The organism is Gelidibacter japonicus, assembly GCF_010725055.1.
Classification (GTDB): domain Bacteria; phylum Bacteroidota; class Bacteroidia; order Flavobacteriales; family Flavobacteriaceae; genus Gelidibacter; species Gelidibacter japonicus.
This window is the reverse complement of sequence record NZ_BJKB01000009.1, coordinates 72,281-89,819: the sequence shown is the minus strand read 5'-3', so window position 1 is coordinate 89,819 and position 17,539 is coordinate 72,281. Positions and strand designations below refer to the sequence as shown.

14 protein-coding genes are annotated in these 17,539 nt (G+C 38.0%); all 14 read left to right on the top strand.

The genetic code is table 11. From position 1 onward, the window contains the following. Nucleotides 1-79 precede the first annotated feature (79 nt). Complete coding sequence (locus G6N06_RS10675) at nucleotides 80-1,003, top strand: DsbA family protein (protein ID WP_163516691.1); 924 nt, start codon at nucleotides 80-82, stop codon at nucleotides 1,001-1,003. Between the two features lie 89 nt (nucleotides 1,004-1,092). Further along, on the top strand, nucleotides 1,093-2,148 hold the full coding sequence (locus G6N06_RS10670; protein WP_240338039.1) for a 2,3-butanediol dehydrogenase: 1,056 nt from the start codon (nucleotides 1,093-1,095) through the stop codon (nucleotides 2,146-2,148). 36 nt (nucleotides 2,149-2,184) lie between these two features. Beyond that, nucleotides 2,185-2,658 (top strand): Dps family protein, encoded by a 474-nt coding sequence (locus tag G6N06_RS10665; RefSeq protein ID WP_163516687.1) that lies wholly within the window; start codon nucleotides 2,185-2,187, stop codon nucleotides 2,656-2,658. Nucleotides 2,659-2,911: 253 nt separating this feature from the next. Beyond that, the gene (hpf, locus tag G6N06_RS10660) at nucleotides 2,912-3,217 is read left to right on the top strand and encodes a ribosome hibernation-promoting factor, HPF/YfiA family (protein ID WP_163516685.1); all 306 of its coding nucleotides are present in this window, start codon (nucleotides 2,912-2,914) and stop codon (nucleotides 3,215-3,217) included. Nucleotides 3,218-3,482: 265 nt separating this feature from the next. After that, nucleotides 3,483-4,106 (top strand): trimeric intracellular cation channel family protein, encoded by a 624-nt coding sequence (locus tag G6N06_RS10655; RefSeq protein WP_163516682.1) that lies wholly within the window; start codon nucleotides 3,483-3,485, stop codon nucleotides 4,104-4,106. A 212-nt stretch (nucleotides 4,107-4,318) separates the two neighbouring features. Next, complete coding sequence (locus G6N06_RS10650) at nucleotides 4,319-5,440, top strand: helix-turn-helix domain-containing protein (RefSeq protein ID WP_163516680.1); 1,122 nt, start codon at nucleotides 4,319-4,321, stop codon at nucleotides 5,438-5,440. Nucleotides 5,441-5,622: 182 nt separating this feature from the next. Next, nucleotides 5,623-6,249, top strand: a complete 627-nt coding sequence (locus G6N06_RS10645; RefSeq protein ID WP_163516678.1) for a DUF6448 family protein — start codon at nucleotides 5,623-5,625, stop codon at nucleotides 6,247-6,249. 66 nt (nucleotides 6,250-6,315) lie between these two features. Continuing rightward, the gene (locus G6N06_RS10640; protein ID WP_163516676.1) at nucleotides 6,316-6,546 is read left to right on the top strand and encodes a heavy-metal-associated domain-containing protein; all 231 of its coding nucleotides are present in this window, start codon (nucleotides 6,316-6,318) and stop codon (nucleotides 6,544-6,546) included. Between the two features lie 18 nt (nucleotides 6,547-6,564). Then, the gene (locus G6N06_RS10635) at nucleotides 6,565-8,484 is read left to right on the top strand and encodes a heavy metal translocating P-type ATPase (protein ID WP_163516673.1); all 1,920 of its coding nucleotides are present in this window, start codon (nucleotides 6,565-6,567) and stop codon (nucleotides 8,482-8,484) included. A gap of 418 nt (nucleotides 8,485-8,902) precedes the next feature. Next, entirely contained in the window at nucleotides 8,903-9,481 is a 579-nt protein-coding gene (locus G6N06_RS10630) for an RNA polymerase sigma factor (protein ID WP_163516672.1), read from the top strand. 82 nt (nucleotides 9,482-9,563) lie between these two features. After that, the gene (locus G6N06_RS10625; RefSeq protein ID WP_163516670.1) at nucleotides 9,564-10,313 is read left to right on the top strand and encodes a tetratricopeptide repeat protein; all 750 of its coding nucleotides are present in this window, start codon (nucleotides 9,564-9,566) and stop codon (nucleotides 10,311-10,313) included. A gap of 141 nt (nucleotides 10,314-10,454) precedes the next feature. Beyond that, nucleotides 10,455-13,718, top strand: a complete 3,264-nt coding sequence (locus G6N06_RS10620) for a CHAT domain-containing protein (RefSeq protein WP_163516668.1) — start codon at nucleotides 10,455-10,457, stop codon at nucleotides 13,716-13,718. A 270-nt stretch (nucleotides 13,719-13,988) separates the two neighbouring features. Next, nucleotides 13,989-15,854, top strand: a complete 1,866-nt coding sequence (locus tag G6N06_RS10615; protein ID WP_163516666.1) for a T9SS type A sorting domain-containing protein — start codon at nucleotides 13,989-13,991, stop codon at nucleotides 15,852-15,854. A 4-nt stretch (nucleotides 15,855-15,858) separates the two neighbouring features. After that, nucleotides 15,859-16,992, top strand: coding sequence for a hypothetical protein (locus G6N06_RS10610; protein WP_163516664.1), 1,134 nt, complete (start codon nucleotides 15,859-15,861; stop codon nucleotides 16,990-16,992). Nucleotides 16,993-17,539: the final 547 nt, after the last annotated feature.

The following is a 17,539-nucleotide window of genomic DNA, read 5'->3' as shown; positions in this document are numbered from 1 at the left end:
GTATATTTGTAATAATCAGTCAACAGCGAAGAAATAAGAAGGAAATATTGAATGAAATAAATTATTAAAACTTAAAATTATGAACAACGAGACCTTAAAAAATAATCCACTTATATGCGACATAGAAACTGGAATGTGTGAAACAACGGATAGTACATCTGAAAGCACCTCTGGAAACAAAGTTTCTTCAGATAAAAAATCCATCCGAATCATTTATTATACCGATCCAATTTGTTCTTCTTGTTGGGGAATTGAACCTCAACTACGAAAACTTAAGTTAGAGTATGGGGATGCCGTTGAAATCGACTACAGAATGGGTGGTTTATTACCGGATTGGAATTACAATAGCGGTGGCATAAGTTCTCCTGCAGATGTTGCTAGTCATTGGGATGAAGTGAGTATTCATTACGATATGCCTATAGATGGGGATCTTTGGTTAGAAGATCCAATGGATTCTTCTTACCCTTCATCTATTGCATTCAAAGCTGCACAATTACAAGATAACCAAAAGGCTATTTCATTCATGCGTGAAATGCGCGAAATGATGTTTTTAAAAAAGATAAACATGGCTAAATGGGAAAACTTGGCCATTGCAGCTAAAAAAGTTGGATTAAATGCAGAACAATTAAAAACGGATTTTGAGGGTAAAGCCAAGGGCTTATTCCAGGAAGATTTAAAGTTAGGACAAGAATTGGGAGTAAGAGGATTTCCAACCATGTTTTTTGTTGATGATGCTGGCAATCAAGAAATCGTTTATGGCACCAGGCCTTATGCTTTTTATGAAATGGCCATTTTAAAATTGAATCCAAACGCAACGAAAAGTGAATACAGTAAAAATTGGGAAACATTATTCTCAATATATCCTTCGCTCACCGCAAAAGAGTTTTCTGAATTATCAGGAACTCCAAGAAGCGAAAGCGAAAACCAGCTAAATGAACTTGTCGAAAAAGGCAAATTAAAAAAGTATACGACAAAAAATGGTTCAATTTGGACCATTAAGTAATCGATCAGCTAAATACTGATGAACTGAAATGGCGTCATTCAGGAATTTTATGACATGCTAAAATGTAAAAAATAAATAAAGTTATGAAGATGATGAAAGCAGCCCGCTGGCATAAAGCAAAAGACATTAGAGTGGAAGAAACAGCGATCCCCTCGCCCAACGACAATCAGGTAAAAATTGCAGTAAAGTTTACCGGAATATGCGGATCAGATTTGCACGAATACAACGACGGACCTCAACTAATCCCGGTTGATGAACCCTACGCTCTTAACGGGCACCAGGGAACTACAACCCTTGGACACGAGTTTTCGGGCGTCGTTGAAGAAGTAGGCAAAAACGTAAAAAACATAAAAAAAGGCGACCGAGTAACGGTAGAACCTATTTTTAAGAATCCCGAAAGTCCGTTTATTTCCACTGGCGAATATAATCTTTCCGAGCCTTTGGGGTTTATAGGTCTCACGGCTAACGGAGCGTTTGCAAAATATGTGGTGGTTGAGGATTATATGGTGCATAAAATGCCTGATTCCATGACCTTTGAACAAGGTGCCATTGTAGAGCCTGCGGCAGTGGCTGCATACGCAATCCAACGCAGTGGCATGAAATTGGGAGATACCGTATTGATTACCGGCGCAGGTCCCATTGGTTTACTCACCGTTCAAGTGGCATTGGCAGCCGGTGCGTCCCAAATTTTTGTATCAGACCTTTCAGAAAACAGATTGAAAAAAGCTAAAGAAATTGGAGCCACCCACACTTTTAACGCCAAGGACAAAGACATCACTCAAAAAATAAAAGAGATTACAGGTCACGGCGTTGATGTTTTTATCGATGCTGCAGGTGTTCAAGCTACGTTTGACACGGGTATCAACAGCTTACGCAATGGCGGCACGGCCATATTGGTTGCGCTCTTTGGTAAAAGTGTGACCCACGATGCCTTAAATCAAACGCTAAGGGAATTGACCATCATAGGGACCGCTGCCTACCGGAACATTTTCCCAGAAGTGATTGCTTTAATAAGTAGCGGAAGATTACCGGTAGAAAAATTAATTACCAGCGTGATTTCATTGGATGAGATCGTCGAAAAAGGGTTTGAGGCACTTACCAAAGATCCTTCAGAAGTAAAAATATTGGTTGATATCAACCGTTAATAATTAAATTATAATATAAATTTTAAAACTATAAAAATGGCAAAATTAAATTCAATTGGATTGGACATTCAAAAATCCAAAGTACTTGCAGAAAAACTCAATGAACTTTTGGCAGATTATTCAATCTTTTATCAAAACGTCAGAGGATACCATTGGAATATTAAAGGAGATAAATTCTTCGAATTACACGATAAGTTCCAAGAACTTTATGAAGATTTGTTTATAAAAATTGACGAAGTAGCAGAACGAATTCGAACCCTTGGTCACACACCAAACCACAAATTCTCTATCTATCAGAAAGAAGCAAAAATCAAGGAAAGTTCTGAAGTAGCCGATGGGATTCAGGATATGAAAGACACTCTTGAGTCCTTCAAGATCATTATTATCCTACAACGTGAAATATTGGAATTATCCGCAGATGCAGAAGACGAAGGTACTAATGCACTGATGAGCGATTACATTCGTGAACAAGAAAAATTGGTTTGGATGTATTCTGCATATTTAAAATAATTTAAGTGCTGTACAGTGAATTCAACTTTTGTTGAACGCACTAAAAATGGCAATCAAATTAAAGCAGAAAATACTCATCAGTTTATAGAAACTGAAAAGTGGACTTAAGATTGTGAGGCCGAGGATAAAATAATGTTGATACAACTCTTCTTTTAAGAAAAGTTAACTTTGTCTTTGGCCTTACAATCCTATATCCTATTTGAAAAGCTTTGCGGACGATCATTATATTAAATAATCATTAAAAAACATATTTATGAAATACACAGATAACATTTCCGGAATAAAAATTAACATTGAGGCGGTAGATATCTCCATAGGAGAAGACGTACAAAATACGATACGTAAAGTAATCTCACGTCTTAGTCGGTTTTATGACAGAATAGAGTGGGCAGATATCTACTTGGAAGATAAAAAAGACAAAAGCACCAAACAAAAACAGGTCAGCATCCGTTTAGGTATCCCAGGTAATGATCCTTTTGCTTCAGAATATGGTGACGATTTTCATGCGCTGTTGACCGAAGTAGAAGATAAATTACAAAAACAGTTGGAAAGGCGCTAAAATTCAATAACCATAATTCTATCTGCCTTGAAATCAAGTTTTATTTTTTAAAAAGGGATTAAAAGTGTTGTCTTCGGTTTGGAGTTGACCTATGAAGGTTTTAATAATGGCTTGGAGGCTCAGTGGCCGAATTTGGACATTGTATTTTATATGCCTTATTTGGTCCATCATGGTTTATTCAGTTTTATCATGTAGTTAGATTTGAATAATACGAGAACTTTTCGCTTTTGTAAATTAGCATCGTAACACTAAAACCAAATAAGTATTGGAATCTCTCAGAATTATTGAAATTGTCGGCACTGCGGCGTTTAGCATTGCGGGTGCCTTTGCCGCGATGGAAAAAAGACTCGATGTTTTTGGGGTTTTTATTATTGCATTTATCACCGCGTTGGGCGGAGGTACTTTGCGGGATGTCCTTATTGGCAAAGTTCCCGTCAATTGGATGCTCGACCTGAGCTCGGCGGTAGTTGTGCTGATCACGACCATAGCCGTCCTGTTTTTTAAAAGTGTGATAAAAAATTACCATAACGTTTTATTATTTTTCGATTCTATCGGACTCGGATTTTTTACTGTGGTTGGCATTCAGACAGGAATTGCACTTGACTTACATCCCATAATCAGTATCTCACTCGGAACCATTACAGCTTGTTTTGGTGGCGTGATAAGAGATGTTTCCTTAAGCAACATCCCGCTTATTTTCAAAAAAGAAATTTATGCGACCACTTGTATTCTCGGAGGCATTATTTTTTTCGTTTTGTTAAACCTGGGTGTCCCAAAACTGCCTGTTGAAATTATTTGTCTCGTAATTATAGTTTTATTCCGATTATTATCGGTGAAATATCATTGGCATTTACCTACAATCTACAAACCAGAGAAACCAGCATCATAGCGTATCTAAATACACTAGGAAAATGATAATTAGGTAAATATCCAACGGATAATAGAAGATAGAGCCGCCAATCTATCTCAATTTATGGTAGGGCAAAAATGGTCATATAGACATTAAAGAGTATAGGTTTACTTTATTTATAAAGATTTTTTTCAAATTGTAAATTTTGGTCACTGAATCAGTAAAAACTTAAAAACAGCAACATATAGCAGATGAAATATATTTTGTTTATAGCTTCTTTCAATGCATTCTTTTTCATGGTGCTTCTTCTTCAGAAAAAACCAAAATTTCTGCATGACCGCATCTTCAGTATTTGGCTTTTGTATCTCGGCAGTATCACAGGCATCTACGCTTTTTCCATGGAATCCTTCTTCGATACCCCTTTTTTATCTAGCATTATTGTTGCAATGTTCTTGTTAAACGGCCCTTTCTTATACTTATATGTTTCTACTCTTACTTTTAACCACGCCCGATTTAAAACCAAAAATCTATTGCACTTTTTACCATTCGTGGTATTTATCCTGTACTTGTTTATTGCGTCAGGTTTTCCCGCCTATTCAGAAAGAATTAGGATAGGTCACGATTCCGACGCTGTAGCCGAAACGCCCATCCTATATTTATTTTTTCTCGTAATTACCGCGCTCTCAGGGCCAGTATATTTTGTTCTGGCCCAAAGACAGTTTCACAAGACCAAAGAGTCCATCCTCAATTTTACTTCCAAGGATTTCGAATTGGATTGGTTAGGTAGATTGATCCCTGCCTTTGGAATAATATGGACATCCTTAGTCATTTCAGCCGTTATCCATCATGTTTTCCATCTATTTTCAATGAGTTTTTGCATTAATGGTCTCATGCTATCATTTTCGGCATTTATTATCTTAATTGGATATTTTGGTTTAAAACAAATAGGCGTTTTTGTCAACTTTAGTGATAAAGAAGCCAAAGATCCTATTATCGAAACCGAAAACCCACCTTCCAAATTAAAGGATGATGCTTTGGAGCAGTGTTTCTGTAAAATAGATGATTATTTTAAAACTGAAAGGCCCTATTTAGAACCCGATTTGACCTTGCCCAAGCTGGCCGAAAGCCTTAATGTCCCCCATCATCATCTTTCGCAGGTCATCAACGACGTATATGGACAAAACTTCTTCGATTTTATTAATAAATATAGAGTTGAAGAAGTCAAGAATAAAATTGTAGATCCTGAATTCGACAAATATTCCTTACTTGGCATCGCCTTCGAAAGTGGATTTAACTCTAAATCTGCTTTTAACCGTGTTTTCAAAAAGTTTACCAATACCACCCCTAGCGAATTTAGAGATTCCCAAAGATAATCTAAGAATCAGCCATTTCCACCTCCAAAGATTAGCCTTTCCACGTACTACTTTATAAAGTGGGACGTCTACTCCCCATGAAAACAGTGCCATCTTATAAGATAGGTCGCACACTCTTGATTTAGTCCATAGTTTTGTTTACAGAAAATCAAAATAGATTATTAATTCTAAAAACAGATATTATGAAAACTCAAACAAAAAAATTAACCGTTTCAAACCCCTTAAAGGTAGAACGGATATTTAAATTCAACATGCGATCAATTCTTTTGGCATTCGCGTTTATGTTGGTCAGTATTTCAGGATTTGCACATTGCGATTCCTATGACGGCCCGGTTATTAAGGATGCCTTAAAAGCATTGGATCAAAATAATGTGCAGCTGGTTTTAAAGTGGATTGAGCCACAACAAGAAAAGGAAATCATTCCTTTGTTCCATAAAACCTATAGTTTAAAAAACGAGGATAAAGAAGTATATGCTATAGTTGAAAAGCATTTCTTGGAAACCCTTGTAAGATTGCACAGAGAAATGGAAGGCGCGTCCTTTACAGGCTTGAAACCCGCAGGATCGATGACTCCTTTGGTTGAAATGGCAGACAACTCCATCGCAGAAAACGATGTTGAAAAAGTGATTAAAACCGTCACCAATCATTTGGAGCAAGTGCTAAGGGAGCGTTATGCAACCGTAGCAAAACTCAACAAGACCAAAGATAATTCTGTTGAGCAAGGGCGTGAGTATGTACATGCTTATGTCCAATACACCCATACTTTAGAAGCCTTGGAGCACATATTACACGGGGATATTTCCCACTAAGGAGGTGTATTAGTGATGAGTTCAGAGTTATGAGTAGTTAAATATGAATCGTAAATAAGAAAAAACATGAAAACTATAAAAGAAATAAAAACCGTAAGATTTCAATTGGAAACCCTAACCTGCCCAAGTTGTATTACTAGGATAGAAGGCGTTCTCAACAAAGAACCAGGGGTAGAAAAAGCAAAAGTGCTTTTTAATTCCAGCAAGGTGAAAATAGAATATGACGAAGAAAAAGTTTCTTCCGATCGCTTGGCCGAAGTGATAGAAAAAGTAGGCTTCCCGATAATAACCTCTTAATAAAAGGTATAGAAGATAATGAAAGCTAAACAAGTAAATAGAATAATGTATGCAGCAGGAATTTTACTTCTTGCTGCAATAGCAACCTATGTGTTCAAATGGAACAGCCTCTTATTGGATGCGCTTTTAATTACAGCTTCTATAGTCGCTGGGGTTCCAACTTTTATAAAAGCTTGGAAAGCGTCACGACTAAAAATGTTCAGTATCGAGCTTTTGGTGACTATAGCGGTTATTGGTGCGCTGATTATTGGAGAGTATGTTGAATCGGCAGCGGTGACTTTCCTGTTTCTTTTTGGGGCCTTTTTGGAAGGTCGTTCTTTAGAAAAAGCGCGTGCTTCACTTAAATCCTTGATGGACATGGCGCCGTTGGAAGCAACTGTAGTCCGCGATGGCTTACGCTCCACAATCATGGCAGAGGAGGTTATAAAAAATGATTTGGTCATCATTCAAACTGGAGAAAAGATTCCAATAGATGGTCGAGTTATCACAGGAAATGCCTCTGTGAATGAAGCAGCAATTACTGGTGAATCTATTCCGGTAAGTAAAGGTCTGGATGATCAAGTATTCAGCGGCAGTATTTTGGACAGTGGATATCTGGAGGTTATAGCAGAAAATGTTGGAGAGGATACCACCTTCGCCAAAATCATTGAATTGGTAGAAGAGGCTCAGGAAGGGAAAGCAAAGACCCAACGGTTTTTAGAGAAGTTTGCTACCATTTATACACCGGGAATTATGGTTCTTTCTGTCCTCGTCTGGGCGATTACACAGGACGTCCATTTAGCGCTAACCTTCCTGGTTATTGCTTGTCCTGGGGCCTTGGTGATTTCCGCTCCTGTATCGATTGTAGCAGGAATAGGAAACGCCGCCAGAAATGGAATTTTGATCAAAGGTGGAGAGGTCATGGAGAATCTGGCTAAATTAAACGCTTTTGTATTTGACAAAACAGGAACCTTAACAAAAGGAAAGCCGGAAGTTACCGCCATCAAAGGGTTTGGTATCACTGAAGAGGAATTACTCCTCATGGCTGCCGAAGCGGAAGTGATCTCGGAACATCATTTGGGAAGGGCCATTGTGAAAAAAGCGGAAAAAACTGGATTAAAACTCGTCAATAAACCTACAGAAGTGAATGTGCTTAAAGGTCGCGGAATTGAAGTCAACTTAGATGGAAGACCACTCTTTATCGGCAATCGAAAGGGACTTGTGCAAAATGAAATCACAATAGAAACTGAAGTGGAATCTTATGCCACTCAGCAGGAGAGAGCCGGAAATACAGCCGTCTTTATTGCCGATGACAAAAAGGTCTTGGGGATTATTTCAATTGCCGATACCATAAGAGACAAGGCTAAAGACACTATAGACAACCTCCGGGCTGCGGGCATTAAACACTTGGTAATGCTTACCGGAGACAATAAGCATACTGCCAATATAGTGGGCGAACAATTGGGCTTGGACCGCATATATGCCGAATTGCTCCCTGAAGACAAGGCTCTAAAAGTTAAAGCCTGTATGGGGAAAGGTATCAAACTCGCCATGTTGGGCGATGGCGTAAACGACGCCCCTGCCATTGCTTCTGCCGATGTTGGAATTGCAATGGGGGTAGCAGGAACCGATATCGCCATGGAGACAGCAGATGTGGTCCTGATGGCCGACAATCTTGATAAGTTAACCCACGCTGTGAAGCTTGCCAAAACCACGGTGCGAAACATGAAACAAAACATGTTTATTGCAGTAGGAACAGTCGCCCTGTTGTTGGCGGGGGTCTTGACAAAAAACGTGAATTTAGCCTCAGGAATGCTGATTCATGAATTGAGCGTGCTTTTAGTAATCCTTAACGCCATCCGTTTAGTCAGCTTTAACCCAATTAGCCGCTTTAAACGATCTACTCCTCCAAAAGAAGTGCCTTCTCTCGAGGAAATAAAGCTTATTCCTGAACGATAAATTGAAAGATAAGAGGCCGTTTAATGACTTATTAAATGGCCTCTTTTTTTTCATCCCAAATCTGGGTGACGAGTTTATCACCCATCAAACCCTGAACTGCTTCAGACCGGGTTGGGTAACCTTGATTCCCAATGGCATGGACAAAGCTCTACAAGCCGCAGCCTTATTTTAATTTCCACAAAATTCTTTGATGAAACGCAAAACTTCGGAAGAAGCCGAGGAATTTACCTCTGAAACCCAGACTTAGAATCTAGCTTCAGAAACTAGCTAATTTTCTGATGACCTTTTTGAAACCCTCCGTTATATCATTAAACAAAGTATAGATTCCTGCATACTTTTTATAAATTATTCAGGATTTGTATTATGATTGAACCTTAACATTGAGTGAAAAAAAATTGTATATTTCCATACAATTTTTATGGAAGAAACTCTAAATCTAGGTCAATTTACGCTCTTGGATGCTTTTTTAACGAATAAAGAAGTTGCCATAAGGGAATTTTATATTGCCCAATACCCGAAAACCAAATATTATATTCTTAAAAATGGAGGAACTTTAGAGAATACCAAAGATGTTTTTCAGGATGCTTTTTTCGCGTGTTGGAAGAAGTTGAGTACGGGAAAATTTAAGCCCAAGAACAAGACAGAGATAGAAGCCTATCTTTTTACTGCTGCGAAAAATAAATGGATAGACCAAACGAGGCATCTGACCAAAAGAAATACAATTGCAATAGATGAAAAATCATATCATCTGGCAGCAGATGAAACAATGCAAACCAGCGAAATGGAAAAAAGCGAGGAACAGATGTCCATAACCTTAATCGCATTTGAGAACTTAGGAAAAGCATGCAAAGACCTACTAACTCAGTTTTATTTCAATAAAATGTCTATGAAAACTATTGCCGAAAATCTAAATATAGAAGAGGCCTCGGCAAAAAATAAAAAATATAGGTGTATCCAAAAGTTGAAGGAATTGGCGCTTGGAGACGATAGTATGTAGTTGTGAGTTATGAGTTGTGAGTTATGAGTTATGAGTTATGAGTTATGAGTTATGAGTTATGAGTTAAAAATAAAATTTAAAAATGAAACCCCAAATTGAAATAACGCAATTGGAATGGGATCTAATTGAACGGTATCTGGATCATAACAAGGCGTCGGATAAAACACTTTTGTTAAATGAAGAGCTGACTCAAATTCCCAACGTTGACGCGAAAATCGCACACATAAAGAAAGTAAGAGAACAGATTGAGGATAGAATCAGGCAATCAAAAATAAAGGAATTTCATGAACATATTTCAGTGGATAAAAATGATACTAAGGTGAATATTTTGTCTCCCGAGAAAATGAACCCAAAGCTTATTTGGTATGCTATTGCCGTAGCGTTGGTTGTATCCTTTGGAGTTCTTTGGATGTTTCAAAGCCGTAATTCACCTGAAAAAATCTTTGCCTCACATTTTGAAGCAGACCCAGGTTTGCGAACTGTTATGGGTGCCTCAAACGAATATGATTTTTACGAAGGAATGGTTGTTTATAAACGTCAAGAATATAAAGAAGCCATTAACTGGTGGCAAAAACTGCTTCCCGAAAAAACAGAAAATGATACGTTGAATTACTTTTTAGGTGTCGCCTATTTAGCCGAAGGTAATGCTGAAAAATCATTGGAATATTTAGAGCCCGCAACTAAATTTAACGACGGTATCTTTATAGAAGACGCAGCCCATTATACGGCTTTGGCAAAAATAAAGTTAGGAAAAATTGAAGAAGCCAAAGACCTGTTAAACGCACATCCTTCTGAAAGAAACAACAAATTGTTAAACGCATTAAAAGAATAAACAAAGCCCTAAAATTAAACGTATTAAAATACAACCTCAGACTTTGGTCTGTGACAAAAAAATCAGCTGTAAAAATATAATCGTGCAGCAACGCGATTATAAATTGCAAGTGCTATTTCAGATTATATTAATTAAGATTGTATGGTATCCAAATACAACAATTTTTTACTTTTAATCCTGATTGCTTTTTTAGTTTTCTTCCAAAATAGCTTCGGTCAAGACGCGAATTTATCCGGCATTAAATTGATAGACTCTTACCTATTAAACAATCAATTGAAAGAGGCTGATGCTGCACTACAAACGCAAATTGAAAATTTTAAGCAAGCCAAACAAATAGATTCCTTGGCGCAATACACAGTATATGTAGGGAAGGTTGCACTCTTAAAAAGCAATCCAAAAGATGCGGCCAAAAAAGCCGATGCATTTTTTAAAAACCTAAAAACGCTCGGAGCATCCAAACGTGCTCTACATATAGCATTGTCGGGACTTTCTCAACTATATGAGGAATTGGGAAACATCACCGAATCTTTCAAAGCTGCTGAAGAATCACTAAATACAATTCGGTCCGTCCCCGATGCCACGCACAACGAAATTGGCGAAGCTTATTATGCGCTAACCTATTCCTATTACATATCCGGAAAATTTTTGGACGCTAACGAACAGGCTAAAAAAGCACTTTCAGAATTCAAAAAATCTGAAATAAAGAACTATAAAAAGATCGCTGACGTCTACAATTTTTTTGGCATAATGATGTGGCAGTCCCAAAAATTGGACAGTGCCCAAAACTTCTTTGAAAATGCTATCAAAACCTTACAAAAAATACAAGGGGATTCGGTGTATAAAGTATATTCCTCTTCGGGCATTAAATTGAATATGGCGCTGGTAATGGAGGCTCGCGGCAATATTTCAGAATCCCTACAAACGCTGGAAAAACTCATTCAGGATTGCAATTTTGTCATAAAAGAATCTCATGACGTTCGCATTGTTTCGCGCAGTAAACGCCTAAAATGGACAGGCGTTTCAAACCTTGGCTCGCTTTACTCTAACATTGGCCATGTAGATAGGGCCTATAAACTTATGGCGTACATTTACAATAATCGCGATCAACTGTACCTCCCGGGCGATCCCGAAATTCCACGTGCACTTATACTGTTGGCCCAATCGCAAATGGCTTTAAAAGAAACAGACAAAGCCATTATTTCCTTAGAGAAAGTGCTTGCGATGTACGATGCCGATTCCAGTCCTGATGTGTATTGGCAGGCCATTGCTACTGCTAATTTGGCGAATTGTTACGACCGAAAAGGCGAAATAGAAAAGGCGGAAAAAGCATACAACGATGCCGAAAAATTATACAAAATCGCCCTCGGCGAAAACTTAGACGATACCTACTTAAGTTTTGCACAGGATAAAAGCTCGTTTTTGGCGAAAAACGGTAAAAGTGAAGCCGCAGTAACCACTTCTTTAAATGCCTATAATTATTTAAAAATGAACGGAGGTGAAAACAATAGCGATCTCATCGCTCTTATGCTAAACCTTTCGGAAGTGTATTACACTATTGACGATTACCCAAAAGCCATCGAATGGAGCGAAAAAGGAATAGAGTATATTGATACCCGCACCCAAAATAAAAGCACGACACTCGATGCTTTAAAATTGGCCTACCGCAAGCCTTTGTTGATTTTAGCGAAATCGGAAGCACTTTACGCACAGAACACAACCAAAGATTCTGTTTTTCTAAAAAGTCTTTTGAAAACTATGTTCGATGCCTTCAAAATTCTTGAGGAACAGAAAACCCTGATTTCAAAAGACGACAATGTGAATGTGCTGTATTCAAATTTTTTGGGCCTTTACAGATTCACAAAACAGCTGTATTACGATTTATACACCCAAACCGAAAACAAAAAATACCTTACCAATCTTATAGAAACCCACGAAAACAGTGTTTATTATACCATTCGTTCTAAGCTGACGCTTCAAGATGAAATCAATATTGTAAATGTTCCGAAAGCGGTTATAAAAAGGGAAAGCGAGTTAAAAAAAGAAGCCGTTAACCTCAGCGCTTTAAGTGAAGATTCAACCACATCATTTCAAAATTATCTCGAGGCGAGTACTATTTATAATTCGTTTTTAGATTCTTTGAAAACAGCCTTTCCCAAATATTACAAAATGAAGTATGCCACTTTGGATGTTTCACTTAAAGATTTACAAAAATATATTCCTGCCAACACTACAGTAATTCGCTATTTGTTTATCGATAAAAGTTTGTACGGAATTGTATTGGACAGCAAAAACCGAAGTATTCTTCCCCTAAAATACGAATCTGTAAAAAATCACATTGAAAAATTAATCGATCCAAAGATAACTTTCGATGAAGAGTCCACCTTACTTTATGAGCTTTATCGGCAATTATGGGAACCTTTGAGCAGCCGCATTAGTAACGAAAAAGTTATTATTATTCCAGATGGGGCCCTCTTCAATCTAAGTTTTGAAACCCTAACCCCATCAAAAATAAAAAGCTATAAAGAACTTGCCACTCATAGTTTGCTGGCGAGCCATTCCATTTCGTACAACTTTAGTCTGTTGCTACTAAATGAAAACAAAAAGCCCAAAATGTTTTCTGAAAATTTTGTTGCCTTTGCGCCCGGTTTCACTAAAAAAATGAAAAGCGAATACAAAATTGCCATTACAGATTCCGTTAATAGTGATAATGCGTACCTCACTTTACTCTCGCAACCCAGTAGTGTGGAATTGGCTAAAAATTACTCTAAAATTTTTAATGGAAAATCGTTCTTAAATGAAAATTCAACGAAACAGATTTTTGAAGCCAATGCTGGTGAGCACAAAATAATCCACATTGGCACACATGCAGAAAGCAACAATATAAGTCCTGAATTTTCTCGTCTTATTTTTGCGAAAAAGTACGCGCGGGATGACAGCTACGACGAAAATTCACTGTACACTTTCGAGATCTACAACACCAATCTAAGTTCAAATCTTGCCATCTTAACGGCCTGCGAAACAGGGAAACCTACCTACCAGCCCGGTGAAGGAATGATTTCTTTGGCACATGCATTCAACTATGCCGGCAGCGAAAGCATCTTGACCAGTCTTTGGCAGATTGACGAAGAAAGCAGTGTGAAAATCATTCAAAATTTCTACGATAATCTCGCTGAAGGAATGGCAAAAGATGAAGCCCTGAGGAATGCAAAGCTAAACTTCATTACCAATGCCAAAGGCCGCACGGTATCGCCCCAATATTGGGCAGGCATGGTATTGATTGGCGACACCGCTCCCATTGAATTGCAAACAGGAATCCATCCAATTTGGTGGTGGGTTTTCGGGGTGCTATTAATAGGTTTCTTTATTATTTTTATTCTGAAAAGAAAAAAATCAGCGTCTTTATAGTCAGAACTTTATAAGACTCCGCTTTTTTTGTGATTGCCATTAAAACTTCAGATCGTGGTCAAGAATAGGTTTCAGAGCAAGCATTCCGTATCAGTCATCAACCTTCCGATACCAGTCTTTTCTCTTTATTCTTTCCTCTTTATTCTTTCTTCTTTTTTCTAAAAAACAGTGATGACCTTTTTCAACGCTTCCGTTAGTTGAATAGAAACCCACCACAGCAATGTTGCTGAGAGTTTCAAAATATATTCCATTAACGTAAAACCAAATATTATGAAAAGACTATTATTTTTTTCGGTATTGAGCATTTTTTGCTTGACTATTTCAGCACAGACCAAAACTTGGATAGGACCTTTGGGTGGTAGCTTTAATGTTGCCGAAAACTGGAATCCTTCTGGTATTCCGGGTTCTACCAATGATGTTATCATTCCTACCGGAAGCAATATTATAATTGATGGCGCCAATATTAAATCATTCGCACTTCAAGGAAATGCCCAAGCAACAGCGAGCAACATTACTTTTTCAGATGCCTCTTCCATAGACGCTGATGCAAGTTTAGACATGACTTATACCGAATTGATTGGTAGCGGTACTTTGACAAATAATGGAACCATTGTTTTTACTCACTTAAGATCGGTAAGAGGTTCCTTGACCATTATCAATAACGGGGTTATAAATTTAAATCAAAGCGGAACTATTTATGCGGGCTACGGAACTCCTACCTTAAACAATACGGCCTCTGGCATTATAAATTTAAACGCAGAAGATGGTGGTCTATATCAACAATCGGGAGAAATGACTATCATTAATTCTGGACTTATAAAAAGAGCCCATGGCTCAGGCGCGTATCGAATTGAAATACCCTTACAAAACAATAACGGTACTGTATCCGTAGAAAATGGATCTTTAACCTTATACAACCCTGCTACTGTACTTACTGACGGCACTTACAATGTTGCCAATGATGCAGTTTTAAATTTTAATCATACTTTCACTTTGAACGGAACCCTATCTGGGCAATTAGACGGACCTATAAACTGGGCTGGAAAACTCCTTGTAGCACCGAGTACAGAGGCAACTTTAAACTTTAATGGTTCTGGAGATTTTAATTGGATATCAGGTGAATTTAAAGGGGAAGGAACACTCACAAATAAAGGAGTATTGAATTTAGATGGGTCTGGGTCTATTAGAGGAAATTCTACTCTAAAGAATGAAGGTTCAATAAATATTAATTCTACTAGCACCTACTATTTTGGTTACGGAAGTCCAACCTTAACCAATACTGCGTCAGGTGTTATAAACATACTATCTGACGGGGCAATTTCAGGACAAGATGGATTTGTAACTCTGAATAATTCAGGAACAATAAAAAAGGAACCTAGTACAGGTAACTTTTTCATTGATGCCAACGTAACAAATTCGGCACCCGGAAAAATTATAGCCGAAACAGGACTTTTAAAATTTGGTTTTGGAACTTTTGAAGGTGACGGCATGTTGACAGGCAACGGAGCTGTGGCCATCCAAAACAATTTAGTTTATGATGGCACCATTTCTCCTGGAGGCATGCTTGGAACCTTGATCTATGCGGGCAACTATAGCTCTTCTGCAAACGCAATCTTGGCCACTGAAATATCTGGACCTACAGCTGGAACCGAATACGACGTTTTTGATGTAAACGGCACTGCCAGTCTGGACGGGGATATTCTTGTTTCACTAAACTATGAAGCAAATCAGAATGACGAATTTGTAATTCTTACCGCAAACAGCATTACCACTTGCAACCTTCCCGCTACCGTTACCGCCCATTACGACAATCACGATTATACTTTTGATGTCATCTGTAATCCTACCAACGTTACTCTAAAAATAACCAACATCGTTTTGGGGACCGAAGACAATACCTTGAGCAATCTTGCAATGTATCCAAATCCTTCAAGCGGTCATTTCACTATTGATCTTGGAAAGGATTATTCAGATGTAAACTTGCAAATTCACAATATGCTCGGGCAGCAAATTTCTTCAAATAAATACGCTTCAATCAAAACCATTGAGCAGGAAATAAATACTTCCGCAGGAATTTATTTTGTAAAAGTGTCTTCAAAAGGAGTTTCAAAAACGCTGAAACTTATAAAAAACTAAAAGGATGAAGAATTTTAAACTAATTGTCATTTTCATATTTGCTATAATCTTCCATTTCTGTCTTTCCTCTTCAAAAGCGAATAACGGTATAGCGACAAACAAATCAATTACAGCAACAAATGGCATTGAAAACCAAGAAGAGTCCAACCAGATGGAAAATTTAAAAAAAAGACTCCAATATTTTTATGTGAAAGACACTCGCAACGGCATGGTAGTAGAGCGGCTGCCATTCCCGGAAACATGGCAACAACACACCAATGGCGAATTTGCCTATACCGGCCCAAACGGCATAAAAGTGTATGGAGAAAAGGGAATGAACTATGTCTATTCAAATGACCCAACTACGCTTCAGCTATATCAGGCAACCGGAATGCAAGTGCAATATCCGCTAAGTATTGAACAGGTCATAGACCAAATATTTGTGCACTATGGCAATTCCATCAACAGAAAAATTACCAAAACCTATCCCTTGAATCAAATAGCGGATTTTTACAAAAATTTTGATGCCTTGCTATTTAAGGTAGACCAAAACCCAAAACAGATTAAAGCATTAGGTATTGAATGGATAGATCCGGACGGCACAAAGTGGCTCACCGTTTTGCATCATTACGTTGAACAGACTTCTGATCATATCTATTGGGGATATGCGGGAAGTGCCATTGGCGCTCCCTCGGCTTATTTTGAAGAAGCAAAAACAGATTACCTCAACGGATTGATAAATAGGCAAATCAACCCACAGTGGATTAGTACTATGAACCAACAAACGGAATACACCATCCGAAAAAGCAACGAGGCCCACGCACAAAGAGAAGCGGCATTCCTAAGAGGAAGGGAAGCACGCCAAAGACAATATGAGGCAAATTTGGCATCACGGGAACGGAACCACAAACAATGGGAAGCAAGCCAAGATGCAAATGCACAGCGCCAAGAACGCATCAGTGATTATATTCTCGGAAAAACCAACGTGAAAGACCCAAACACAGGCGAACGTTATAAGATAGACCCCACCAATGACCATTATTGGATTAACACACACGGAGAATATGTAGGCTCAGACAACTATAAATATGACCCTAACAAAGACGATTTTATCAATAACCGAACCTGGAACAAATTGGAAATGGACAATTGGGATTGATTGGTTTCTTTGAATCCTGATCGTTCATGGACCTGTAAAATTAAACAGCATTAAGGCAATTACAGAAAGTATCGACCATGATTTGGACGATGCCGGCAACATAAATATTCAACTTAAAAACATCGCAGACATAGTTGCTATAAACAACATTTACAGAACCTTCTTCAAAAGCGATCTTCCTGCAAGAATAATAATTGACGGGTTCAAAGGTCCCTATAAATGTTTTGATACAAATTGATACACTTGTTTTAAAACTCTGAAGGCACCTCGGTCTAACAACGGCATCCCTTCTTGTTCCTTATTTTATCCTTTAAATAATAGGATCGTATTAAAATTTGTAAGTGCAAAAACAGCTTGGAATTACCCAAGCTGTTTTTTTATGCCATTCAGGAAGTGACGAAACCAAGGCTTTGATAAGCAATTCCATTATTGATCAGGTATGATTACTCTTGAACTATTCCGCTTACTTAATCCCATCAACTGATTTTGCCAGTTACCGACTATTAATAGGTAAAATTTTGTTAAGAGTTGCTCCTCTATGACCAAT

Bases quoted from the DNA above. Each gene is read 5' to 3' on its own strand.
- G6N06_RS10630 (WP_163516672.1), top strand. From the start codon at position 8,903: ATGGAAGAAACTCTAAATCTAGGTCAATTTACGCTCTTGGATGCTTTT.
- G6N06_RS10625 (WP_163516670.1), top strand. From the start codon at position 9,564: ATGAAACCCCAAATTGAAATAACGCAATTGGAATGGGATCTAATTGAA.
- G6N06_RS10675 (WP_163516691.1), top strand. From the start codon at position 80: ATGAACAACGAGACCTTAAAAAATAATCCACTTATATGCGACATAGAA.
- G6N06_RS10610 (WP_163516664.1), top strand. From the start codon at position 15,859: ATGAAGAATTTTAAACTAATTGTCATTTTCATATTTGCTATAATCTTC.
- G6N06_RS10665 (WP_163516687.1), top strand. From the start codon at position 2,185: ATGGCAAAATTAAATTCAATTGGATTGGACATTCAAAAATCCAAAGTA.
- G6N06_RS10645 (WP_163516678.1), top strand. From the start codon at position 5,623: ATGAAAACTCAAACAAAAAAATTAACCGTTTCAAACCCCTTAAAGGTA.
- G6N06_RS10670 (WP_240338039.1), top strand. From the start codon at position 1,093: ATGATGAAAGCAGCCCGCTGGCATAAAGCAAAAGACATTAGAGTGGAA.
- G6N06_RS10635 (WP_163516673.1), top strand. From the start codon at position 6,565: ATGAAAGCTAAACAAGTAAATAGAATAATGTATGCAGCAGGAATTTTA.
- G6N06_RS10650 (WP_163516680.1), top strand. From the start codon at position 4,319: ATGAAATATATTTTGTTTATAGCTTCTTTCAATGCATTCTTTTTCATG.
- hpf (WP_163516685.1), top strand. From the start codon at position 2,912: ATGAAATACACAGATAACATTTCCGGAATAAAAATTAACATTGAGGCG.
- G6N06_RS10640 (WP_163516676.1), top strand. From the start codon at position 6,316: ATGAAAACTATAAAAGAAATAAAAACCGTAAGATTTCAATTGGAAACC.
- G6N06_RS10620 (WP_163516668.1), top strand. From the start codon at position 10,455: ATGGTATCCAAATACAACAATTTTTTACTTTTAATCCTGATTGCTTTT.
- G6N06_RS10615 (WP_163516666.1), top strand. From the start codon at position 13,989: ATGAAAAGACTATTATTTTTTTCGGTATTGAGCATTTTTTGCTTGACT.